This window comes from Amycolatopsis sp. WAC 01376 (genome assembly GCF_003947415.1).
In the GTDB taxonomy this organism is placed as follows: Bacteria; Actinomycetota; Actinomycetes; order Mycobacteriales; family Pseudonocardiaceae; genus Amycolatopsis.
Genome location: NZ_QHKL01000009.1, coordinates 17,383 through 39,565 on the forward strand (window position 1 = coordinate 17,383; position 22,183 = coordinate 39,565).

19 protein-coding genes are annotated in these 22,183 nt (G+C 69.8%); 16 read left to right on the forward strand and 3 right to left on the reverse strand.

The window, feature by feature from the left end; genetic code table 11:
- Positions 1 to 250: 250 nt before the first annotated feature.
- A complete protein-coding gene (locus tag DMH03_RS35460; RefSeq protein ID WP_125796397.1) occupies positions 251 to 937 on the reverse strand; it encodes a M23 family metallopeptidase in 687 nt (228 codons plus the stop codon).
- Positions 938 to 1,566: 629 nt separating this feature from the next.
- On the opposite strand from DMH03_RS35460, the gene DMH03_RS35465 reads away from it, so the two are divergent.
- The 9 genes from DMH03_RS35465 to DMH03_RS35505 all read left to right on the forward strand — a co-directional run bounded on the left by DMH03_RS35465 (position 1,567) and on the right by DMH03_RS35505 (position 11,959).
- Positions 1,567 to 3,426: a hypothetical protein gene (locus DMH03_RS35465; protein ID WP_125796398.1), complete on the forward strand. Its 1,860-nt coding sequence runs from the start codon at positions 1,567 to 1,569 to the stop codon at positions 3,424 to 3,426.
- Complete coding sequence (locus tag DMH03_RS35470) at positions 3,423 to 3,782, forward strand: hypothetical protein (RefSeq protein ID WP_125796399.1); 360 nt, start codon at positions 3,423 to 3,425, stop codon at positions 3,780 to 3,782. The genes DMH03_RS35465 and DMH03_RS35470 overlap by 4 nt, the downstream gene beginning before the upstream one ends.
- 117 nt (positions 3,783 to 3,899) lie before the next feature.
- On the forward strand, positions 3,900 to 5,069 hold the full coding sequence (gene sucC, locus DMH03_RS35475) for an ADP-forming succinate--CoA ligase subunit beta (protein WP_125796400.1): 1,170 nt from the start codon (positions 3,900 to 3,902) through the stop codon (positions 5,067 to 5,069).
- Between the two features lies 1 nt (position 5,070).
- Positions 5,071 to 5,958, forward strand: coding sequence for a succinate--CoA ligase subunit alpha (sucD, locus tag DMH03_RS35480; protein WP_125788903.1), 888 nt, complete (start codon positions 5,071 to 5,073; stop codon positions 5,956 to 5,958).
- 383 nt (positions 5,959 to 6,341) lie between these two features.
- The gene (locus tag DMH03_RS35485) at positions 6,342 to 7,160 is read left to right on the forward strand and encodes a DUF5336 domain-containing protein (protein ID WP_125796401.1); all 819 of its coding nucleotides are present in this window, start codon (positions 6,342 to 6,344) and stop codon (positions 7,158 to 7,160) included.
- Between the two features lie 143 nt (positions 7,161 to 7,303).
- Entirely contained in the window at positions 7,304 to 8,764 is a 1,461-nt protein-coding gene (locus DMH03_RS35490) for a DUF6350 family protein (protein ID WP_125796402.1), read from the forward strand.
- Between the two features lie 76 nt (positions 8,765 to 8,840).
- Positions 8,841 to 9,458, forward strand: coding sequence for a phosphoribosylglycinamide formyltransferase (gene purN / locus DMH03_RS35495; protein WP_125796403.1), 618 nt, complete (start codon positions 8,841 to 8,843; stop codon positions 9,456 to 9,458).
- Positions 9,455 to 11,017 (forward strand): bifunctional phosphoribosylaminoimidazolecarboxamide formyltransferase/IMP cyclohydrolase, encoded by a 1,563-nt coding sequence (purH, locus tag DMH03_RS35500; protein WP_125796404.1) that lies wholly within the window; start codon positions 9,455 to 9,457, stop codon positions 11,015 to 11,017. The genes purN and purH overlap by 4 nt, the downstream gene beginning before the upstream one ends.
- 180 nt (positions 11,018 to 11,197) lie before the next feature.
- Positions 11,198 to 11,959 carry a hypothetical protein gene (locus DMH03_RS35505; RefSeq protein WP_125796405.1) on the forward strand — a complete coding sequence of 254 codons (762 nt, stop codon included), beginning with the start codon at positions 11,198 to 11,200 and terminating at the stop codon, positions 11,957 to 11,959.
- Here the strand turns inward: DMH03_RS35505 and DMH03_RS35510 are convergent.
- Positions 11,956 to 12,660: an SRPBCC domain-containing protein gene (locus DMH03_RS35510; protein ID WP_125796406.1), complete on the reverse strand. Its 705-nt coding sequence runs from the start codon at positions 12,658 to 12,660 to the stop codon at positions 11,956 to 11,958. The two genes, DMH03_RS35505 and DMH03_RS35510, sit on opposite strands and share 4 nt — an antisense overlap.
- A gap of 182 nt (positions 12,661 to 12,842) precedes the next feature.
- On the opposite strand from DMH03_RS35510, the gene DMH03_RS35515 reads away from it, so the two are divergent.
- The 3 genes from DMH03_RS35515 to DMH03_RS35525 are packed head-to-tail and all read left to right on the forward strand — an operon-like array spanning position 12,843 to position 15,124.
- A complete protein-coding gene (locus DMH03_RS35515) occupies positions 12,843 to 13,340 on the forward strand; it encodes a pyridoxamine 5'-phosphate oxidase family protein (RefSeq protein WP_125796407.1) in 498 nt (165 codons plus the stop codon).
- A gap of 11 nt (positions 13,341 to 13,351) precedes the next feature.
- The gene (locus DMH03_RS35520; RefSeq protein WP_125796408.1) at positions 13,352 to 13,720 is read left to right on the forward strand and encodes a VOC family protein; all 369 of its coding nucleotides are present in this window, start codon (positions 13,352 to 13,354) and stop codon (positions 13,718 to 13,720) included.
- 57 nt (positions 13,721 to 13,777) lie between these two features.
- Entirely contained in the window at positions 13,778 to 15,124 is a 1,347-nt protein-coding gene (locus tag DMH03_RS35525) for a hypothetical protein (RefSeq protein WP_125796409.1), read from the forward strand.
- Positions 15,125 to 15,316: 192 nt separating this feature from the next.
- Here the strand turns inward: DMH03_RS35525 and DMH03_RS35530 are convergent, their stop codons facing one another.
- Positions 15,317 to 16,153: a hypothetical protein gene (locus tag DMH03_RS35530; protein WP_125796410.1), complete on the reverse strand. Its 837-nt coding sequence runs from the start codon at positions 16,151 to 16,153 to the stop codon at positions 15,317 to 15,319.
- Between the two features lie 229 nt (positions 16,154 to 16,382).
- Here DMH03_RS35530 and DMH03_RS35535 point away from each other — a divergent pair, with 229 nt between their 5' ends.
- The 4 genes from DMH03_RS35535 to DMH03_RS35545 are packed head-to-tail and all read left to right on the forward strand — an operon-like array spanning position 16,383 to position 22,176.
- Entirely contained in the window at positions 16,383 to 17,057 is a 675-nt protein-coding gene (locus DMH03_RS35535) for a hypothetical protein (protein ID WP_370309048.1), read from the forward strand.
- Positions 17,054 to 18,664 (forward strand): DNA polymerase Y family protein, encoded by a 1,611-nt coding sequence (locus DMH03_RS35540; RefSeq protein WP_233611803.1) that lies wholly within the window; start codon positions 17,054 to 17,056, stop codon positions 18,662 to 18,664. Before DMH03_RS35535 ends, DMH03_RS35540 begins: the two co-directional genes overlap by 4 nt.
- Before the next feature lie 2 nt (positions 18,665 to 18,666).
- Positions 18,667 to 18,819, forward strand: a complete 153-nt coding sequence (locus DMH03_RS42470) for a hypothetical protein (protein WP_167373507.1) — start codon at positions 18,667 to 18,669, stop codon at positions 18,817 to 18,819.
- Positions 18,820 to 18,822: 3 nt separating this feature from the next.
- The gene (locus tag DMH03_RS35545; protein WP_125796411.1) at positions 18,823 to 22,176 is read left to right on the forward strand and encodes an error-prone DNA polymerase; all 3,354 of its coding nucleotides are present in this window, start codon (positions 18,823 to 18,825) and stop codon (positions 22,174 to 22,176) included.
- Positions 22,177 to 22,183 lie beyond the last annotated feature (7 nt).

The window sequence follows — 22,183 nt, forward strand, 5'->3', positions numbered from 1 at the left end:
ATCGCCGTGGGGTATTTCGTCCGCAAGCTGCCCGACGGCGTCGTGTGAGGGCTTTGAGAGCCCGAAAGACCACATACGCTCCGGGCCGGATGGCCTGCGACGCTTCCCAGTGTCCTTGAAGCCGGCGTTCTTGAAGCCGGTGTCCTCGAAGGGGGAAGCGGAGACCCTGAAGGCGCGCCAGAGCGTCGTTGCCCGGCGCGCCCTTGTCGCGGGCGGTGTCACCGGTGTGGTGAAGGGGAAAGAATTCCGATCAGCCGACGCTCACGCCACGGGCGGCGAGCCACGGGCGCGGGTCGATCTTCTTCGTGCCGTTCTGCCAGACCTCGAAGTGCAGGTGCGGGCCGGTGCTCTGGCCACGGTTGCCGACCTCGGCGATCTCCTCGCCGCACTTGACCTTCTGGCCTTCGCGGACGGAGAACGAGTTCATGTGGCCGTAGACGTGGACGGTGCCGTCGGCGAGCTGGACCTTGACCCAGAGGCCGAAACCGCTGGCGGGGCCCGCTTCGATGACCGTGCCGTCGGAGGCCGCGACGATCGGCGTGCCGATCGGGGCCGCGAGGTCGATGCCGAGGTGGCTCGTACCCCACCGGGCACCGAAGCCCGAGGTGAAGGTGCCCTTGGTCGGCATGCAGGTCTTGGGCCGCTTGGCCTCTTCTTCGGCCTTGCGGGCCGCTTCGGCCTCACGCTTGACGCGGGCCTGGGTGATGCTGTTGTTCTCCGAGAGCTTCTGGGCTTCGGCGGAGGCGTTCGTCGACTGGCTCGTCGGCAGCAGCTCGGGAGCGCCACCACCGGCTCCGCCGCCGAGCGCGAACGAGGCGCTCGCGTCCTGGGTGCTGGCCAGGGGGGTGACGGCGGCGTCGGAGGATTCCGAAACGGACTTCAGGGTCTGCCCGGCAGCGGCGGCCGCGAAGGCGCCGGCAGCGACGGCTGCGACCACGACACGACCGCGAAGGGCCGAGGACGGGGGCGACAGGCGGTGCGAGCCCCGGACGCGAACGACCGCACCATCGAGTGCGTTCTCGAGCGCCGGGGAAGGAGCTTGGCCGCCGGGGGAGCGGTGTGAAGCCAAGACGGGGCCTTCCGTGTTCGGGGAGTCGGATCAAGAGCCCGGGCGGGGGAACCCGGTGAACGACCTCGGGGGTGGTTCGTTCGGTGCTCTCATTCGTGATCTGACTGTAATGGGGACCCCGGGACAGTAACGAAGCGGCACCCCGAACAGCAAGATCTGACGGCGCTCTCGGCCGATCGGGCGACGGCGATGTGGCCGTTGTCCAGTGGGGATTACCCAAAGTTAAACCAGGTTTACTCACAACCGTGTGACTTGCGTTACAAGATCAGAGGGCCGTTCGGGGGTACCGAAGGGCCGGAAAGGGGACAAATGAGGGAAATAAGCGGTTGCCCGACGGTGTTGAAGGAGGTTTACCCGGACTAGGCCGCTTCCACGCCTAGCTCGCGCCTGGTCAGCTCGTCTTCAGCTGTCTTCCGTGGGCTGGCTGAGCGCCGGTGAGACGTGCGGTGCCCCTGCTGCCGGGCCCGGCCGGCCCCGGCTTGCTAGCGTCGCCGTCGATGACTTCGCGCTCACGGCACCCTGGCGGCGACTCCGCCGGGCAAGCCGTCCCCGGTACCGCGTCCGCCGAACTTCTCCGGAGCGAACCGGGCTCCCGCCCGCGAGCGCTCCTGCTGTCGGCGGGGCTGGTGTCGGCCGGTGCGGTCGCGCTGGCCGCCGGCGCGCTGCTGCCCGTCATCCAGGGTGGTTCGCCCGGTTTCACCGCCGGTCCGCTGCTGGTCGTGCTGGCTTTGGCGCCCGCGGTGGCCGTGCTCTACGCGCTGTTCACCGGGCGCGCCGGGCTCGCGGCCGGGCTGGTGCTCGGGCTCACCGCGCTCGCGCCCGGGCGGCTGCTGCTGGACCTGCAGCTGCTCGCGGACGGATCCCTCGCCGCGCGTCCGGAACTGTTCCTCGCGGACAGGCTGACCGCGCCGCGACCGACCGGGCCGGGGCTGTGGCCGCTGGTGGTGGGCCACCTGCTCACGCTCGCCGCCGGGGCGTTCGCCGCCGGGACCGCACGTGACGAGGCGGAACTGGCGGGTGAACTCGACGGACGGCGTCGCTGGCGGCTGCTCGGGCCCGTGCTCGGTGTGGCCGGCGGGATCGGCCTGCTGCTCGCGCCCCTCGGTTCGGGCAACGCGTATCTGCTGGCCAAGAACGCCTTCGAGGGTCCGACGGTCGCGATGGCCGGGTACCTGCTGCTCGCGGCGATGCTTCCGTTGACCGTGCTCGTGGCCGTGAGTTCGCCTTCGGCCGGAGTCGGCAAGGGCGGGTTCGCCGGAGCCGGGCTGGCGTCGCTCGCGGTCGGGGTCCCGGCGGTGGTCGCGGGGCTGGTCGTGGACCGGCTCTCGGTCGCGCCGGGTTCGGTGGTGGTGACCGTCGCGGGGCTGGCGCTGGCCGGGCTGGCCTTTACTCGGTTCGACGTCGCGGAAGCAGGCGATGCCGCCACCGGTGACCTCGCCGGCGAGGCAAGGCTGCCTGGGCTGTTCTGGTGGCGGCTGGCCACCGGCGGCCTGGCACTGCTCGCCGCCGCCGCGGCGGTCGCGGGTGCGCTGGCCCCGGTTCTGAAGGCCAACGGTCCGGCGCCCGTCCCCGAGACGCCGGCGCGCTGGCTGCTGCTCGGCGCCGCCGTCGTGCTCGCCGTACCCGCGCTGTTCGTCTTCGTGCCCCGGCTCTCGGCGTTCGCCAGGGGAGTCGTCGCGGCGACGTGGACGGGGGTCGTCCTCGCGGGCGCGGCCGTGCTGAGCGCGGCCTTGTCCGTGACCGAGGACAAGGCGGTGGACCCGGCGCTGTTCGGGGTCGACCTCCCGGTGCCGTCGCCGGACGAGGTCGGCTTCTCGGCGGGCCCCGGCGTCACGTGGACGTTCGTCGCGCTCGTGCTGGCGGCCGTGGCCGCGCTCGCCGCGGTGGTCACCGGCGTCGTGGAACGCGATGTCGCCGATGACGCCGATGACGCCGCCGATGCCTCGACCGACAGCGGGCTGGACGGTTCGCGGGCGAACGGCGCCGTGCTGACCCCGGTCGTCGCGGCGGCGATCCTGGCGATCGCCGCGTTCGGCACCCCGGTGTTCACCGCGCCGGGCTACACCGCCCCCGGTCTGTGGTCGAACTTCGGCGCGGCGTCGTGGGGTCTGCTCGGCGCGCTCGCGGTCTTGCTCGGCCTGTACGCGCTCGTCGTGCGCTCACGGCCGGTCGCGGCGGCGTCCGCCCTGGCCGGTGCCGCGCTGCTACTCGGGCTGCGCGCGGCGGAACTGCCGCTCGTCGGCTCGGAGTACGACGGTTCGTCGGCGGGGGTCGGGTTCTGGCTCGCCCTGGGCGGCGCGCTCGTCTCCCTCGTCGCGGCCGGGATGGCCGTCGCGGGTGCGCGGCGGACCGGATGACGCGCCGCCTCCTCCGGGTCGTGCTGGCCGAGTTCGATGTCCCGGACGGTTCGGCGGCCGAGGCCGAGCGGGCGCTGCGCGACGACGGGGTGGAGGTCGTCTACGCCGGGCGTCTCGACACCGTCGAACAAATGGTCCGGACGGTCGAACAGGAGGATCCGGACATCCTCGGCGTCCTGCGCGGCGAGAGTGAACCGGAAGGACTCGCCGAAACGCTTCCCGGCGTTCTCCTCTTCGCGGTCGGTAACGGCCCGAGCGGGTTCGACAACGCCTTCGAAAGCCTGGAAGAGGCGGCGATCTGGGTCTCCGGTGTGCGGTCTCACACCGTGGAAACACCGTCTGACCGCGTACGGTGACCGACTTCACCAGGTGCGGAGTGCCCTGCTTCTGCGCAGGTCGCTAACCTCGACTGGTCCGACAGCGCGGTCCGGGAACGGACCACCACAGTGGCGTGTCGTCAGGAGACTGGAGTAGTGGACCTCTACGAATACCAGGCGAGGGATCTCTTCGCCGCCCACGGAGTACCGGTTCTGCCGGGTGCCGTGGCAAACACCCCCGAAGAAGCCAAGGCCACCGCCGAGAAGATCGGCAACCAGGTCGTCATCAAGGCGCAGGTCAAGACCGGCGGCCGCGGCAAGGCCGGCGGCGTCAAGCTGGCCCAGACGCCGGACGAGGCCGCGGAAAAGGCCGAGGCGATCCTCGGTCTCGACATCAAGGGCCACATCACGCGTCGCGTGCTGGTGGCCGAAGCCTCGGACATCGCCGAGGAGTACTACTTCTCCTTCCTGCTGGACCGTGCGAACCGCACCTTCCTCGCGATGGCTTCGGCCGAAGGCGGCGTGGAGATCGAGCAGCTGGCCGTCGAGCGTCCCGAAGCGCTCGCGAAGATCCCGGTCGACGCGATCATCGGTGTCGACAAGGCGAAGGCCGTCGAGATCCTGACCGCGGGCAAGTTCCCGGAGAAGGTCGTCGACGAAGCCGCCGACGTCGTCGTGAAGCTCTGGGAGACCTTCGTCTCCGAGGACGCGACGCTGGTCGAGGTCAACCCGCTGGTCCGTGACCCGCAGGACAAGATCATCGCCCTCGACGGCAAGGTCACCCTCGACGAGAACGCCTCCTTCCGTCAGCCGGGCCACGAGGCACTGGTCGACAAGGACGCGGAGAACCCGCTCGAGGCGAAGGCCAAGGCCAAGGACCTCAACTACGTCAAGCTCGACGGCGAGGTCGGCATCATCGGCAACGGCGCGGGCCTCGTGATGTCCACGCTGGACGTCGTGGCGTACGCGGGCGAGAAGCACGGCGGCGTCAAGCCCGCCAACTTCCTCGACATCGGCGGCGGCGCGTCGGCCGAGGTCATGGCGGCCGGTCTGGACGTCATCCTCAACGACACCGACGTGAAGAGCGTCTTCGTCAACGTCTTCGGTGGCATCACCGCTTGCGACGCGGTCGCGAACGGCATCGTCGAGGCGCTGAAGATCCTGGGTGACGAGGCCACCAAGCCGCTCGTCGTGCGGCTGGACGGCAACAACGTCGTCGAGGGTCGCCAGATCCTCGCCGACGCGAACCACCCGCTGGTCACCGTGGTGGACACAATGGACAACGCGGCCGACAAGGCCGCCGAGCTCGCCGCGGCAGGTGCGTGAGATGTCGATCTTCATCAACGAGAACAGCAAGGTCATCGTCCAGGGGCTCACCGGCTCCGAGGGCATGAAGCACGCGACCAAGATGCTGAAGTCCGGCACGAACATCGTGGGTGGCGTCAACTCCCGCAAGGCCGGTCAGACCGTCTCCATCGAGGGCAAGGACCTCACCGTGTTCGGCACGGTCGAGGAAGCCATCAAGGAGACCGGCGCCGACGTGTCGGTCATCTTCGTGCCGCCGAAGTTCGCCAAGGACGCGGTCATCGAGGCGATCGACGCCGAGATCCCGCTCGCCGTGGTGATCACCGAGGGCATCCCGGTGCACGACTCGGCCTACTTCTGGGCGCACGCGGTCGCGACGGGCAACAAGACCCGCATCATCGGGCCGAACTGCCCCGGCGTGATCAGCCCCGGCAAGTCGAACGCGGGCATCATCCCGGCCGACATCACCGGTGCCGGCCCGATCGGCCTGGTGTCGAAGTCCGGCACGCTGACCTACCAGATGATGTACGAGCTGCGTGACATCGGTTTCTCGACCGGTGTCGGCATCGGCGGCGACCCGATCATCGGAACGACGCACATCGACGCCCTCGAGGCGTTCGAGGCCGACCCCGAGACCAAGGTCATCGTGATGATCGGCGAGATCGGCGGCGACGCCGAAGAGCGTGCCGCGGCCTACATCAAGGACAACGTGACGAAGCCGGTCGTCGGCTACGTCGCGGGCTTCACCGCGCCCGAGGGCAAGACCATGGGCCACGCCGGCGCCATCGTCTCCGGCTCCTCCGGCACGGCCGCCGCCAAGAAGGAGGCCCTCGAGGCCGCCGGTGTCAAGGTCGGGAAGACCCCGAGCGAGACCGCCGTCCTGGCGCGCGAGCTGTACAACAGCCTCTGATTCCTTCGGAGACTGACGCTTTCCCCGGCGGGCCGGGCACCTCACCGGTGCCCGGCCCGCCTCTTTGCGCGCGGATCGCGTTTAGCCCGCTAAAGGCGCTCCGGGCGCGCGTCGCCTTTAGCGGGCTAATCGCGATCCGGCGGCGGGGTCGCCTTTAGCGGGCTAATCGCGATCCGGCGGCCGGGTCGCCTTTAGCCCCCTAATCGCGATCCGGTCGTCGCGGAGGGGTTCCGCACGGAACCTGATCGGGTGTACAGACGTCTCAGAGCCCGAGGCGTGGGGTGACCGCGTGTGCGCTAGCGTTCGAGCATCACAGCCGCCTCGTTTGTCCCGGGAGTCCCGTGCGCCCCGGGGTGCCGGTCGAACGACAGGAGAGCATTCGGATGTCCTATCCCAGCGGTGGGCCCGGCTACCCCCAGCAGGGTGGCGGCCAGCAACCCCCTCAGTCCCACCCCGGCTCGGGAGCCTTTCCGCAGCAGCAGGCGCCGTCACAGGCTCCCCCGCTGAACCTGGCGCTGCTGCTCGCGCTCGCCGTCGCCGTCCTCGGCCTGGTGCAGTTCTTCATCGGTTTCTCCGACGAGGCCGACGCCGCCGGACAGGTCTCGGTCTTCCTCCTGGTCAGCGGTCTGCTCGCGGGTTTGCACGCGTTGCCGCGTGGCCCGAAGACGCTGCCGTTCGCCGCGTTGTTCAGCGTCCTCGGCGCGTTCGGCGCGCTGGACCTGATCATCGGCTACGGGAGCGGTCGCGAGGAGGTCTCGGTCCCCGGCATCCTCACCGTGGTGCTGATCCTCGGCATCCTGCAGATGCTGGTCGCGGTCGCCGCGCTGCTGTTCGAGCACGACGTCATCAAGCTGCCCGCCGCGAAGCCGCAGCAGCAGGCGCAGCAGGCCCCGTACAGCCAGCAGTTCCCGCAGCAGGGCCCGCAGGGTCCGTTCGGCCAGCAGGGTCAGCAGGGCCCGGCCGCCACCCAGGTCCAGCCGTTCCCCGGCGCGGGCCAGCAGGGGCAGCAGCAGGGCGAGCCGTCCGGCCCGTTCTCGCAGCCGGGCGGGTTCCAGCCGCCGGTCACGCAGCCGCCGGGGCAGCAGGCCACGACGTACGCGCCGCAGCAGGGCCAGTTCTTCCAGCAGCCGCCGTCCTCCTCGTCGTCGGAGTCGGGCCAGAACCCGGGCACGCCGCCCGGTGGTTTCGGCAAGCAGAGCTGACCTTCCGAACGCGAAACACCCGCTGTGACTCTCCGTGTCACAGCGGGTGTTTTCGTTTTTCCGGGTTACCCGACCGGGTGGGTTGGGCCACGTGCGCTGTCCGGTGGCGGCGTGCCTCACCCGGACGGCCCAGTCCGGATGTCATGGTGCGGATCATGAAGCTGCTCACCCGCGACGAACGCCCGCCGGGCGAAGAGCCGGTGAGCGACCTCGTCCCCGAGCCGGAGGTGTCCAGGGCGAAGCGGGTTCGTGTGTTGCTCGCCGCGGCCTGCGCACCCCTGCTTTCCTCCTATACCGCCGTCGCGGCCGTCCTCGCCGTGGTGTCGTTCGCCGCCGACCGGTCCCGGTTCTCCGCCACCGGAGCACTGCTCGCCGCCGGCCCGGGCTGGCTCGCTTCGTGGCAGGTGGAACTCGAACTCGGCGGTCATCCGCTCGGCGTGCTGCCGCTGCTGCCGACGCTCGTCGTCGGATGGCTCGCGGCCAGGACGGCCAAGCGCGCCGCCCGTCGCCTCGGCGGACGGACTCCGGCGGACGCCGTCCCGGTGGTGACGGTGATAGCCGGGGCGCACGCGTTGTTCGGTGTGCTCATCGCCCTGATGGCGGGCGGATCGCCGATCGGGGTGAACCCGCTGACCGCGTTCTGCGTGCCGGGGCTCCTCGCCGGACTCGCCGCCGTCGCGGGAATCGCCAGGGTCTGCGGGCTTCCGGCCTCGGTGCGGGACCGGTTCGACCCGGTCGCCGTCCACGGCCTGCGGGCGGGTGCGCTCGGCCTCGCCGCGCTGATCGCCTGTGGCGCGGTGGTGTTCACCGCGGCCACCGCGCTTTCTTGGTCCACTGTGGACAGTCTGTTCGAGCCGGGCTTCGGCGTGAGCCTCGGCATGTTCGTGCTCTCCGCGGCCTATCTGCCGAACGCGGTCGTCGCCGCGCTGTCGTTCACCACCGGACCGGGCTTCTCGATCGGCTCGGTGACCGTCGGCATGTTCGGCTACCAGGAAGGCAAGCTGCCAGGGGTGCCGGTGCTGGCGGGGATCCCGTCGCATCACGCGGTCTGGTGGCCGGCGTTGCTGCTCCTGCCCGCGCTGGTCGGTGCGCTGGTCGGCTGGCGGATCCGCGCGATCGACGAAGACCCGATGCTGCGGATGCGGGCGATCGCCGTCGCGGGCGCACTCGTCGCGTTCGGCTGCGTCATCCTCGGGACCCTGTCCGGCGGAAGGCTCGGCGACGGGCCGTTCGATCCGGTCAGCGTGCCGGTCGGGGTCGCGTCGGTGATCGCGTTCTGCTGGATCGTCGTCCCCGGCGGGTTCGTCGCGTTCTTCGCCGGACCGCACGAGGCTCCCGAACCACCGGGTGAACCCGAAGACATCGCCGAAGTCGAAGAAGAAGCCGTCGAGCCCGAAGACGACGAACTCGCAGAGGAAGCCGAAGCCGAAGAGGCCGAAGAAGCGGCGGAGGACGTCGACGAGACCCCGGCGGAACCCGAGCCCGAAACCGAGCCTGAACCAGAGCCCGAAACCGAGCCCGAGCAGGACGGTGCCGTCGACGACGCTGTGACCGAGTCCACCGACGGGTCCGGCGGCGAAAGCGCCCCCGGCGACGACCGTTAGGGTTGTCGCGACCAGGTGAAGCGCCGTACGCCCGAGTGCGTACCGCCGTGGCAAGGAGCCCGTTCTGGCTAGTCGGTTGGACCTGCCCACTCCGGTGAAGCTCGTCGTCCTCGCGTCCGGTTCCGGCACGCTGCTGCAGGCCGTGCTCGACGCGGTCGAAAAACCGAACTTCCCGGCGAAGGTGGTCGCCGTCGGAGCGGACCGCGCCGGGATCGCGGCGCTCACCCGGGCCGAACACGCGGGCGTGCCGTCGTTCACCGTGCGGATGGCCGACCATCCGGACCGCGCGGCGTGGGACAAGGCGATCACCGAAGCCGTCGCCGCCTACCGGCCGGACCTGGTCGTCTCGGCGGGGTTCATGAAGATCCTCGGCGCCGAATTCCTCGCGCGGTTCCCCGGCCGCGTGATCAACACGCATCCGGCGTTGCTGCCGTCGTTCCCCGGCGCGCACGCCGTGGCCGACGCGCTGGCGATGGCCGTCAAGGTCACCGGGTCGACGGTGCATTTCGTCGACGCCGGAGTCGACACCGGGCCGATCATCGCGCAGGAGCCGGTGATCGTGGAGCCCGACGACGACGAAGACGTCCTGCACGAGCGGATCAAGGCCGTGGAACGCAGGCTCCTGGTGGAAACGATCGAAAAGCTCGGCCGGAGCGGGTGCGCGGTCGAGGGACGAAAGGTGAGGTTTTCGTGAGTACCGCACAGGGACAGCGTCCCGTCCGGCGCGCGCTGATCGGCGTCTCCGACAAGGCAGGCCTGCTCGAACTCGCCACCGGGCTGCACGCGGCCGGTGTCGAGATCGTGTCGACCGGCGGAACGGCGAAGGTCATCGCGAACGCCGGGGTGCCGGTGACGCCGGTCGAGCAGGTCACCGGGTTCCCGGAGTCCCTCGACGGCCGGGTCAAGACGCTGCACCCGCGCGTGCACGCGGGCCTGCTCGCCGACCGCGACCGCCCGGAGCACGTCGAGCAGCTCAAGCAGCTCGACATCGCGCCGTTCGACCTGCTCGTGGTCAACCTGTACCCGTTCACGCAGACCGTCGCCTCGGGCGCGAGCCCGGAGGACTGTGTCGAGAACATCGACATCGGCGGCCCGGCGATGGTGCGTGCCGCGGCGAAGAACCACAACAGCGTCGCCGTCGTGGTCGACCCTTCACGCTACGAGTGGGTGCTGGACCGCGTCGCCGCCGGTGGTTTCGAGCTGGCCGATCGCAAGCGGCTCGCCGCGCAGGCCTACGCGCACACCGCGGCGTATGACACCGCCGTCGCCTCGTGGTTCGCCAACGTCTACGCGCCCGCGGACGACTCCGGCTTCCCGGACTTCACCGGCGCTTCGTGGGAACGCGGCGACGTGCTGCGCTACGGCGAGAACCCGCACCAGAAGGCCGCGCTGTACAAGCACTGGCGGCCGGGCCTCGCGCACGCGGAACAGCTGCACGGCAAGGCCATGTCGTACAACAACTACGTCGACACCGACGCCGCGCGCCGCGCCGCCTACGACTTCGAAGCCCCGGCCGTCGCGATCATCAAGCACGCCAACCCGTGCGGGATCGCCGTCGGTGAGGACATCGCCGAGGCCCACCGGAAGGCGCACGCGTGCGACCCGGTTTCGGCCTACGGCGGGGTGATCGCGACCAACCGGCCGGTGAGCCGCGAGGCCGCCGAGCAGATCTCCGAGGTGTTCACCGAGGTCGTCCTGGCGCCGGACTTCGACGCCGAGGCGCTGGAGATCCTGCAGCGCAAGAAGAACGTGCGGCTGCTGAAGCTGCCCGCGATCACGTCGCCGGATCCGATCGAGTTCCGGCCGATCTCCGGCGGCATGCTGGTGCAGACCGTCGACACGATCGCCGCCGAGGGCGATGACCCGGCGAACTGGACGCTGGCCACCGGCGCGCCCGCCGACGAGCGGACGCTGGCCGACCTCGAGTTCGCGTGGCGTTCGCTGCGCGCGGTGAAGTCGAACGCGATCCTGCTGGCGAACGACGGCGCGACCGTCGGCGTCGGCATGGGCCAGGTCAACCGGGTCGACTCATCGAGGCTCGCGGTCTCGCGTGCGGGCGACCGGGCGAAGGGCTCCGTCGCCGCTTCGGACGCCTTCTTCCCGTTCCCGGACGGGCTCGAAGTCCTGCTCGAGGCCGGCGTCCGCGCCGTCGTCCAGCCGGGCGGCTCGATCCGCGACGCCGAGGTCATCGCCGCCGCCGAGGCCGCCGGGGTCACCCTGTACCTGACCGGCACGCGCCACTTCGCCCACTGACGCCGACTCGCCTTTAGCGGGCTAAACGCGATCCGGTCCCGGACTTGCGTTTAGCCCCCTAATCGCGATCCGCGGGCGTTCCCGGTGCCCGGCCGCGGCCGTCGTGCCATGCTGGCCGCGGATCGCGATTAGCCCGCTAAACGCGATCCGGACGTACGTGAATCGGGAGGGGGAGGATCGGTGCACCAGCCACCGCAGGGGTACGGCCAGGGGCCGGGTTTCGGCCCGCCACCTGGGCAGGGCTACGGACAGCAGCCGGGTTACGGCCCGCCCCAGCCCGGCTACGGCCCGCCTCCCGGTTACGGCCCGCCCGGCTACGGGCAGCCGCCCAAGAAGAAAAAGACCGGGCTGATCGTCGGCCTGATCGTGGGCGGCGTCGTCCTGCTCGGGCTCGGCATCCCCGGCGGGATCTTCGCGTCGGAGTACTACTCGTCGGTCGGCAAGGCGCCGGTCTCGCAGCAGCCGCCCGCCGAGTGCCAGGTCTCCCCGGAGCTCCTGAACAAGACGTTCACCACCAGCTACCAAGGCGTCCGCGAGAACGAGATCAAAGCGGGCAAGACCGTCATCAAGCAGTACGGCTGCTCCTGGCTGCCGCCGGAGAGCGACAACGTCCACGACCGGTCCCTCCAGATCACGGTGTACCGCCACGAGGGGCCGGACGCCGAGAAACGCGCGGCGGAGTCTTCCGTCGGATCGGCCGCGCCGTCCGAACGTCAGCAGCAGGTGCAGGGCATCGGGAAGAAGGCGGTCCTCGTCACCCTGGACACCGACAGCGCCTTCAGTGGCGCCGAGCTGCGGTACTCCCAGGGTGTGTACGTCGTCATCGTCACCTACAAGGGCTGGGACAAGGGGTTCTTCACGAACTCGCCGATCCCGCCGGCGGAGTCCGCCGAAGCGGCGAAGTCCGTCGGCACCGAGATCGCGAAGAAACTGCCCCGTTAGCCGTACAGGCCGTTCAGCCAGGCTGTCCACGCCTTCTCGGCCTTGTCCGCGTCGGCGTCTTCGGCGAACAGGTGGTGCCCGATGCCGACAGGCCAGCCCCAGACGTTCCGGCCGTAGAAGCGGTACAGCGCGTCTTCGGTCCGGACACCGATGAAGGCCGGCGTCAGGTAGTCGACGACGCCTTCGACGCCAGGGACTTCCAGGTACACCCGGTCGCCGACGGCCGTCGCGCCGAGGGCCGCCCGCACGGCCTCGAACGCTTCCGGAGCCTTGGACGCTTCGGGCGCGTCGGTCTTGAAGTACTTCGCCTGGCGTCGGTTGAAGTGCGTCAGGTACTCGCCCAGCGAGTGGTAGTAGAACGACGTGTGCTGCTCGCACGCGTCGTATTCGACGTCCCAGTCGTCGAGGACCGTGGTGTGCTCGTAGCGCAGGTACGTGCCGCCGTCCTTCGGTTCGAGGACGTACTCGAGCGTGTTGAACCAGCCGTTCTCGTCTTCGGCGTAGGTGACGAAGTGCTGTGACGGCTTCCAGACGGTCACCATGCCGCCGTTCGGGGTGAGGCCGGATTCGGCGCCGCCGTCGCGGGGTTCGTACCGGATCGGCCAGAGCCAGCCGCCGCTGCCCGTGGTGATCGCGGCCCAGGTGTCGGCGGGCGTGGTGGGCAGGAAACCCTCGAAGCGGACCTTGGATTCCTTCGTCATGGCTGTTCCTCTCTCGTATGCCTCAAGAGAGCGACGCCTGGCCGGGGGCCGTTTCGACAAACGGATCGCGATTAGCCCGCTAAAGTCGACGTGACTCAGGTCACATTCGAGAGGTGTCGAGGTCTGGGGGGTGGCGGCGTCCCTGGGGGTGTCCGCGAAGGCAGCGACCCGAGGAGAGCGACATGCAGCAGAGCACGATCGACGAGATCCTGAACCGCCCGCTCAGCCAGGAGCTCCTGGCCCGCGACCTGGCCCGGCTGGCCTACACCGCGCTCGACGGCACGCCGCGGTCGATTCCGATCGGCATCCACTGGAACGGTAAGGAGATCGTCCTGTGCACCCCGACGAACGCGCAGAAGTTGCCGGCGCTTCGCCGTAATCCCGCTGTCGCGCTGACGATCGACACCGAATCCCACCCGCCGAAGATCCTGCTCATCCGCGGCACCGTCGAACTGGACTACGTCGACGGCATCCCCGACGAGTACATGCAGTGGAACGGCACCTACGAGATGACGCCCGAGCAGCGGGTCGAGTGGGAGGCGAACGTGCGGTCGCTCTACGACGGCATGGTCCGCGTCGTGGTGACGCCGACCTGGGTCAAGCTCATCGACTTCGAGACCACTCTTCCCTCCGCCGTCGAAGAGCTCCTGCGCCGGCAGACAGCGCGTCAGAGCGCATGAAAGGAACTGTCATGGCCCTCAAGAAACTGGAACACGTCGGCGTCGTCGTCCACGATCTCGAAGCGGCGAAGGCGTTCTTCATCGCACTCGGTCTCGAACTGGAAGGCGAAGCGTCGCTCAAGGGTGACACGGTCGATCGCCTCACCGGGCTGAACGGCGTGCGGACGGACATCGCGGTGCTGCGGCCGCCGGACGGTCACGGAGGGCTGGAGCTGATCAAGTATCGGACGCCTGAGGGCCAGGCCGATTCGCGCCTGCCGATGAACACGCCGGGTATCCGCCATTTCGTGTTCTCGGTGGAGGACATCGACGACGTCCTCGGGCGGCTGCGGCGGCACGGCGGCGAACTGGCGGAGGAGCTTGTACGCCAGGAAGCGTAGGCGAGAAGCCGCGTCTCGACGGATTCCCGCGAAGCCTCGCACTGTCAGCATTTCGCCATGACGTTGACAGGAATCCTGGCCGCCGCGCTGACCGTCACCGGCGCGCCCGCCATCGCCGCGGACGACGTCCGTGTGCACACCGGAGTGCTCGAGGGCGCCCGGTACCGGGTCGAGGTGCCGCCGAACTGGAACGGCAAGTTGTTGCTGTACAACCACGGGATCTATCCGCCGGGCCATGTTCCCGAGGAGATCGAACTCGCCAACCGGGCGGAGGCGAAACCCGTTCTCCTCGGCGAGGGGTACGCGCTGGCCGCGTCGCTCTACAGCAAGCCGATCGGCTTTTCGGCCCGCGAAGCCGTGCACGATCAGACCGCGCTGCTGTCCTGGTTCGACCGCACCATCGGCCGCCCGGCGCAGGTGCTCACCTGGGGCGCCTCCGGCGGCGGGCTCAACTCGGTCCTGCTGGCCGAGCGGCTCCCGCACCGGATCGACGGCACGCTGGCGATGTGCGGTCCCCTCGCGGGCGGTTCCGCGTTGTTCGCCCAGGCACTCGATCTGGGGTTCACGGTCCGGACGCTGCTGGCGCCGGAACTGGAGGTCGTCCGCATCGCCGACCCGGGAGCGAACCTCTCGAAAGCTCGTCAAGTGGTCGCGAAGGCGTTGGAATCACCCGATGGACGGGCGCGGCTCGCCCTCGCCAACGCGTTCGCCGACGTCCCCGGCTGGTCGACGGCACACCGTCCCCGCTCTACCGACGTCGCCGCGCAGATCCGTCAGCAGACGGAGTTCGTCTTGGCGGTCTACGACCAGTTCTCCTGGGGTGCTCACCGGGCCGATGTGGAGACGCAGGCCGGCGGGAACCCGACCGGGAACACCGGAGTGGATTACCGCGACCTGCTCGCCCGGTCCAGTGAACGTGACCTCGTCACCAAGGCCTACCGCGACGCAGGCCTGGATCTCGGCGCCGATCTGGCCGCGCTCGCCACCGCGTCCCGCGTGAAGGCGGACAACGCCGCCGCCCGGTGGCTCGACCGCGTCGGCACGCCGACCGGGCACGGTCACCGGCCCGTCGTCACACTGCACCCGATCGGCGACGGCGTCGCCCCCGAACACGAGCGGACCTATGGCGACCGCGTCGATTCCGGGCGGATCCGGCAGCTGTTCGTGAACCGGGGCGGTCACTGCCAGCACACCGCCGCGGAGGAACTGACGGCGTTGCGTGTGCTGCGGGACCGCGTCGAGAGCGGCCGCTGGCCGTCGACGTCGCCGGAACGGCTGAACGCCGAGGCGAACCGGTTCGGCCCGGAGTTCCGTTTCCTCTATGACTGGCTGCACGGTGAAGGCGGCACCGCCGCGCCTGGTTTCCGGCGGTACCACCCGGCGCCGCTTCCTCGCGTGGCCTGACGGTCCGGTGTCGTGAGTGGCGTTTGGGGTCGTTGAGCCGAAAGTCAAAGGTGTCGTGTCAGGTGGTCGGTCCGTGAAGGCCTCCTTGAGGGACCCTGGATCCCTCAAGGAGGCCTTCACGGACTGGTGAGCGTCTCCACGGCCGACCCGACGCACGTTCTCCTTACCCCTCAAACACCACTCACGAGGCTCTCACTCCCCGTGGTAGCGCAGACCGGTGCGCTTCAGGACGACCCAGCGCTCGCCGGGCCGGTCCGCGACGACCGGATACCACCGCGGAGCGACCGCGGCGGTCAGTTCGTCCCCTCGTTCGATGAGGGAGCTCACCGCGGGTTCCCCCACCACGATGAGCGCGGACCAGTCGACATGCGCCAGCAGGTTGTCCTCGGTGACCCCGAACCGGTCATCCAGCAGGGTGACCAGGTCGTGCCCGGTGTCCGGGCCGGAGTGGACTTCGCCGACCTCGGGCACCTCTTCGACAACGGGCTCGTCGTCATCGAAGTCCTCGTCGTCAAAGTCGTCCTCGTCTTCATCTTCTTCGTCGTCTTCGCGTTCTTCGGACCACACGTAGTGGTCGAGCCTCGAGATGGCGTTGCTCAGGTCGAAGGCCTGCTCGTCGGTCATGCACAGGGTCACGGTGTGCCCTTCGGTCAGCGTGAACGTCAGTTCCGCTTCCGGGTATCCGCTGGTGCCGGGTTCCGCTTCGACCATGCCTGCCACGGTCCCGGCCAGCGCCGTGTCCGCCGGGCTCGTGCCCCAGCCCAGCGACGGCAGGTTCGCGGCCATCTCCAGCACGCAGGTCGCGGCGGTCCAGAACGCGTCCTTGTCCCGGAAGTCCTTGCGGCTGCTGGTCAGGGTCCGTCCGCCGCCCAGCGGCTCGGTGCGGGCGTCGATCTGGCCCCGCCTGGTCCCGTTCTCCCAGATCGCGGTGACCGTGACCTGGTTGGCCAGGCGTTTGCGGTAGTTCTCGATATGGCCCTCCCTGGCGAGTTCCCAGCCGTTCACCGTCTCGGGCCAAGCGTCGTCCACTGCGGGTTTCCTTTCCTGACAAGGGGATTCCCGGTATCGGACGTGACAGGTCCGGTGATCGTTCCCGGTTCGCTTGACAACCGCTGCGCCACCCGGTCTACTGGAGTCATCGAACAAGCGTTCGAAGTGCTGCCTTCCCCGCGGCGTGTCCAGTGCCGTCCACAAAGGACGGTTCAGATGTCGTGGGGAGGCGGGTCCGTTGACAGCGGAGGTGGTCGAGGCACGGGCCTTGCCGTTGGCGAGGCTGGCGGCTTTGCCAGGAGTGAGCACGGCCAGTGGCGTGGCTTCCGCGGCCGAACACGCGAGGACGACGGGAAGGGTGCTCCCGGTGTCCCCGGCGTTGTCCGGTCTGCTGCCCGCCGCGGGGCTCCGGCGCGGGAGCACCGTTTCGGTGCTGGGGTCCACGTCACTGATGCTCACCCTGCTGGCCGCCGCGACCGCCGGCGGTGCGTGGGCGGTCGCGGTCGGCCTGCCCGCGCTCGGGGTGGTCGCCGCCGCGGAACTCGGGGTCGAGGTGGGCAGGCTGGCGCTGGTCCCCCGCCCCGGTGCCGAGTTCCCGGCGGTGACCGCGGCCCTGCTCGACGGCTTCGATCTCGTGGTCGTCGGTCCGGGGCTGGCCCGGCCCGACGTGGCGAGGCGGCTGTCCGCCCGCGCGCGCAACCGTGGTTCGGTCCTGCTTTCGCTGGGGTCCTGGCCCGGTGCGGAGGTCGAGCTGAGCTGCCGTCGTTCGAGCTGGACGGGCTTCGACGGCGGGGGTGCGGGTCATCTGCGCGCCCGTGAGGTCGAGGTGCGGGCCGGTGGCCGGGGTGCGGCCGCCCGGCCGATGTCGGCCTTGCTGCGGTTCACCGGCGAGGGCGAAGTCGAGCGCGCCGACTTCCCCGCGACCAGGTGGGGGACGGCATGAACCCGCCTGTGCGCATGCTGGTGCTGTGGTGCCCGGACTGGCCGGCGGTCGCCGCCGCGGCCGTCGCCGGTGAACCTGTCGGCCGCCCGGCCGCGGTCTTCTCGGCGAACCGCGTGGTCGCGTGCACCGCGGTGGCCAGGGGATACGGGGTCCGCCGCGGGATGCGGCGGCGCGAGGCCCAGTCCTGCTGCCCGGAGCTGGCGGTCTTCGGTGAGGACGACGGCCGTGACGCCCGGCTCTTCGAGTCCGTCGCACGGGCGGTGGAGGAGCTGGCCGTCGGTGTCGAGGTGGTGCGCCCCGGGATCGTCGCGGTTCCGGTCGACGGCGCGGCCGGGTACTTCGGCGGTGAGCACGGCCTCCTGGAACGGCTGGTGGACGAGGTGTCCGTGGCGGCGGGGGTGGAAAGCCAGGTCGGCGTCGCCGACGGCCTGTTCGCCGCGACGCTCGCCGCCCGTCGGTCGACGCTGGTCGAGCCCGGTGGGACGGCGGAGTTCCTGGCTCCGCTGCCCATCCGCGAACTCGACCAGCCCGAGGCCGGCCGGACCGAGCTGGTCACCTTGCTCAAGCAGCTCGGCCTTCGCACGCTGGGCGCCTTCGCGGCGCTCGAAGAAAGCGACGTCTCCGCGCGCTTCGGGACAGAGGGCGTGCTCGCGCACCGGCTGGCACGAGGACGGTCCGAACGTCCGCCGTCGCGCCGCCGTCCGCCGCCGGAGCTCTCGCTGGCGAAGGCGTTCGACCCGCCGATCGACCGGGTCGACGCCGCCGCGTTCGTGGCGAAAGGGCTCGGCGAACGGTTCCACGCCGGGCTCGCCGCGCACGGGCTGGCCTGCACCAGGCTCGGCATCTACGCGACCACCGAGACCGGTGAGCAACTCGGCCGGGTGTGGCGGTGCGCCGAACCGCTGACCCCGCTCGGGGTCGCGGACAGGGTGCGCTGGCAGTTCGAAGGCTGGCTGAAAGCCAAGGACCGCCCCCATTCCGGCATCGTGCGGCTGCGGCTGGAGCCGGAGGAGACCGTCGAAGGACGGTCGCTGCAGCTCGGGTTGTGGCAGGCCGGCGCGTCGGGCGTGCTGCGTCCGTCCACAGAGGACGAAGGCGTGTCCGGTGAGCGGGCAGGCCGGGCGCTGGTGCGGGTGCAGGGCCTGCTCGGCCCGGAGAGCGTCTTCACCGCGGTGCTCGACGGCGGCCGCGATCCCGCCGAGCGGGTCCGGCTGGTGCCGTGGGGCGACAGGCGGGAGAAATCGGCGCAGGCGGAGGCGAACTGGGCCGGGAGGCTCCCGTCGCCTTCCCCGGCCACGGTGTTCGTACCGCCGGTTCCCGCTCAGGTGCTGGACGAGAACGGGCACGCCGTGGAGATCACCGCGCGGCGCCGGGTCAGCGCCGCGCCGTTCCTCGTGAGCTTCGAGGGCGGTGAGCCGCGCGAGGTCCTCGCCTGGGCGGGGCCGTGGTTCGTCGGCGTCCGGGCCGGGGCGGGGCACGCGCGGTCGGGGACCCGGATGCGATTGCAGGTGCTGCTGGCCGACGGGGCCGACGCCGAGGAAGCGGTGCTGCTCCGCTTCGAACATCACAAGAATCCGATGTGGACACTGGAAGGGAAGTACGACTGAACATGGACGAGGAGTACACGCGGCTGGTGCGACGCTGGCTGGAGGAACCGGCCATTCCGGTACAGCGTGCCGAGTTGGACACCGCATGGGCGGCGTGCGTTCCGCGCGCGGAAGTGTTCGTGCCCGCGCCGAGAAGCTCGACCGAGAACCGGTGACCGATGGGCTGGAACAACCCTCCGCGGCCGTGGAAGGACCTCGCCCGCGAGCTCGCCGGCGAGGTCCCGCCCGGTGACGGCGGCGACAGCCCCGCGTGGAGTGCCAAACGTGAGGGCTATCAGCCGCCCGCGGATCTGTCCGGGCTGATCGGTGACGACGACGGGGCCACCGCGCGCCGGGTGCCGTACGCCGAACTGCACTGCCATTCGAACTTCAGCTTCCTCGACGGGGCGAGCCATCCCGAGGAACTGGTGGAGGAGGCCGCGCGGCTGGGCCTGGACGCGATCGCGCTCACCGATCACGACGGCATGTACGGCGTGGTGCGGTTCGCCGAAGCGGCTCGGGAGCTGGGTGTGCACACCGTCTTCGGCACGGAGCTCAGTTTCGGCCTGTCCGGGCCGCAGAACGGGTTCGCCGATCCCGAGGGCGAGCACCTGCTCTTGCTGGCCAAACAACAGGACGGCTACCTGAGCCTGAACCGGGCGATCACCGCCGGTCAGCTGTACGGCTTCGACAGGCAGTCGTTGTCCCCGAAGGAAAGGGCGGAGAAGGGCAGGCCGGTCTACGACCTGCGCGCGGTCGCCGAAGAGGTGCGCGGGAAGTGCGTCGTGCTCACCGGGTGCCGCAAGGGCGCGGTGCGCAAGGCGCTCGTCACCGAAGGTCCCGCGGCGGCCGTCGTGCGGCTGAAGGAACTCATCGACTGCTTCGGCCGCGAAAACGTCTATGTCGAGCTCATCGACCACAGTCTTCCCTTGGACAGCACGCACAACGACCTGTTGAGCGAAATGGCCAAGGAGTTCGGGCTCCCGACGGTGGCGACCACGGCCGCGCATTACGCCCGGCCGGAGCGGGCCCCGCTCGCCGACGCGCTCAGCGCCATCCGCGCCCGGCGGGGCCTGGAGGACATGGAGGGCTGGCTGCCCGCCGCGGGGACGGCGTTCCTGCGCTCGGGGGAGGAGATGGCCGAGATCTTCGCACGGTATCCGGGCGCGGTGCAGGCGGTGCTGCTGCTCGGCCGGGAGTGCGCGTTCGAACTCCACCACATCGAGCCGAAGCTGCCGCCGTTCGTCGTGCCGAAGGGACACACCGAAGCTTCCTACCTTCGGGAGCTCACGTACGAGGGTGCGAAGGAACATGAGAAGAACAAAGACGCCGAGTACCGCGAGAAAGCCCGGAAGCTGATCGAGCACGAACTGGAGGTCATCGAAGAACTGGGTTTTCCCGGCTACTTCCTGATCGTCTGGGACATCGTGCGGTTCTGCCGGGAGAAGGACATCCTCTGCCAGGGCCGGGGATCGGCCGCGAACTCGGCGGTCTGCTACGCGCTCGGCATCACCAAGGTCGACGCCGTGCGCTACGGCCTGCTCTTCGAACGGTTCCTCGCCCCGGATCGCGACGGTTACCCGGATATCGACCTCGACATCGAATCCGACCGCCGTGAGGAGGCGATCCAGTACGTCTACGAGAAATACGGGCGGCTGAACACCGCGCAGGTGGCGAACGTGATCACCTACCGGGCCCGGTCCGCGGTCCGCGACGCGGCGCGGGCGCTGGGGTACTCGCCCGGCCAGCAGGACGCGTGGAGCAAGCAGATCGACCGCTGGGGTGCGTTGCGCGCCACGGAAAAGGACCACGATCACGATATTCCCGAGGAGGTCGTGGAACTCGCCAGCGCGCTCGAAGACTTCCCGCGGCATCTGGGTATCCATTCCGGCGGGATGGTGATCTGCGAGCAGCCGGTGAGCGAGGTCGTCCCGATCGAATGGGCCCGGATGGAGAATCGCAGTGTCGTGCAGTGGGAGAAGGAGGACTGCGCCGCGGCGGGGCTGGTCAAATTCGATCTGCTCGGCCTCGGAATGTTGTCGGCCCTGCATTATATGATCGACCTTGTCCATGACCACAAAGGGGAAGAGGTCGACATCTCCGAATTGGATCTCAAGGATCAGAACGTCTACGAAATGCTCTGCCGCGCCGACGCGATCGGCGTCTTCCAGGTGGAGAGCCGCGCGCAGCTGGCCACCCTGCCTCGCTTGCGTCCCAAGAAGTTCTACGATCTTGCCGTCGAGGTCGCGCTCATCCGGCCCGGCCCGATCCAGGGTGGTTCGGTGCATCCCTACATCCGGCGCAAGAACGGCCAGGAGAAATGGGATTTCGACCATCCGAAGCTGGTCAACGCGCTGGAAAAGACCCTCGGCGTGCCGTTGTTCCAGGAACAGATGATGCAGATCGCCCTCGACGTCGCCGATTTCACCCCGGCGGAGGCGGATCGGCTGCGGCACGCCATGGGGTCCAAACGTTCCGAGCAGAAGATGGAACGGCTCAAACGGCGTTTCCTCGAAGGTGCCGCGAAGAACGACATCGGGGGAGAGCTCGCCGAGAAGATCTTCGGCAAGCTCAAGGCGTTCGCGAACTTCGGTTTCCCCGAGAGTCACGCGCTGAGTTTCGCCTTGCTGGTGTTCGCTAGCGCGTACTTCAAGTACTACCACCCGGACGCGTTCCTGGCGGGTTTGCTGCGCGCGCAGCCGATGGGGTTCTATTCCCCGCAGTCGCTGGTCGCCGACGCGCGGCGGCACGGGGTGCGGGTGCTCGGCCCGGACATCAACGCGAGCCTCCCGCACGCGACGCTGGAACCCTTGCCGGAAGGGGAAAAGCTGCTCGCCGTGCGGGGTGGCCTGTCCACCGTGCGGATGATCGGCGAGAAGCTGGCGAAGAAGATCGTCGAGGAACGGGAACGCGACGGCCCGTTCGCGGACCTGGCCGAGGTCGCCCGGCGGGTACGGCTGACCAAACCGCAGGTCGAGGCGCTGGCGGCGGCAGGCGCGTTCGGTTGTTTCGGCGAGACCAGGCGAAGCGCGCTCTGGGCGGCGGGTGCGGTCGCCGACGAAAGCCTGGAGAAACTGCCTGGGCTCACCACCGGGGTCAAGGCGCCGATGTTGCCCGGCATGGACGAAATCGACGTCGCGGCCGCGGACGTCTGGGCCACCGGGGTGTCGCCGGACAGCTTCCCGACCCAGTTCATCCGGGAGCACCTCGACGAGCTCGGCGTCGTCACGGCGGCGGGCCTGCGCGAGGTCCCGCACGGCACCCGGGTGCTGACCGGGGGCGCGGTGACCCATCGCCAGCGGCCGGCGACCGCGGGCGGCGTCACCTTCCTGAACCTCGAAGACGAGACGGGGATGATCAACATCATCTGCACGATGGGGGTGTGGCAGCGCTATCACCGGGTCGCCCGCGGCAGTCCCGCGCTGCTGATCCGGGGCGTGGTCGAGCGCACCGGCGAGGTGGTGAACGTCCTCGCCGAACAGATCCGGCATCTGCCGCTGCGGATCACCGCCAAGTCCCGTGACTTCCACTGAACCCTCT

What these genes read in the sequence shown, in the direction of transcription:
- DMH03_RS35465 (WP_125796398.1), top strand. Translation starts at nt 1,567, where the DNA reads ATGACTTCGCGCTCACGGCACCCTGGCGGCGACTCCGCCGGGCAAGCC.
- DMH03_RS35470 (WP_125796399.1), top strand. Translation starts at nt 3,423, where the DNA reads ATGACGCGCCGCCTCCTCCGGGTCGTGCTGGCCGAGTTCGATGTCCCG.
- sucD (WP_125788903.1), top strand. Translation starts at nt 5,071, where the DNA reads ATGTCGATCTTCATCAACGAGAACAGCAAGGTCATCGTCCAGGGGCTC.
- DMH03_RS35485 (WP_125796401.1), top strand. Translation starts at nt 6,342, where the DNA reads ATGTCCTATCCCAGCGGTGGGCCCGGCTACCCCCAGCAGGGTGGCGGC.
- DMH03_RS35490 (WP_125796402.1), top strand. Translation starts at nt 7,304, where the DNA reads ATGGTGCGGATCATGAAGCTGCTCACCCGCGACGAACGCCCGCCGGGC.
- DMH03_RS35510 (WP_125796406.1), bottom strand. Translation starts at nt 12,660, where the DNA reads ATGACGAAGGAATCCAAGGTCCGCTTCGAGGGTTTCCTGCCCACCACG.
- DMH03_RS35515 (WP_125796407.1), top strand. Translation starts at nt 12,843, where the DNA reads ATGCAGCAGAGCACGATCGACGAGATCCTGAACCGCCCGCTCAGCCAG.
- DMH03_RS35520 (WP_125796408.1), top strand. Translation starts at nt 13,352, where the DNA reads ATGGCCCTCAAGAAACTGGAACACGTCGGCGTCGTCGTCCACGATCTC.
- DMH03_RS35525 (WP_125796409.1), top strand. Translation starts at nt 13,778, where the DNA reads ATGACGTTGACAGGAATCCTGGCCGCCGCGCTGACCGTCACCGGCGCG.
- DMH03_RS35540 (WP_233611803.1), top strand. Translation starts at nt 17,054, where the DNA reads ATGAACCCGCCTGTGCGCATGCTGGTGCTGTGGTGCCCGGACTGGCCG.
- DMH03_RS42470 (WP_167373507.1), top strand. Translation starts at nt 18,667, where the DNA reads ATGGACGAGGAGTACACGCGGCTGGTGCGACGCTGGCTGGAGGAACCG.
- DMH03_RS35545 (WP_125796411.1), top strand. Translation starts at nt 18,823, where the DNA reads ATGGGCTGGAACAACCCTCCGCGGCCGTGGAAGGACCTCGCCCGCGAG.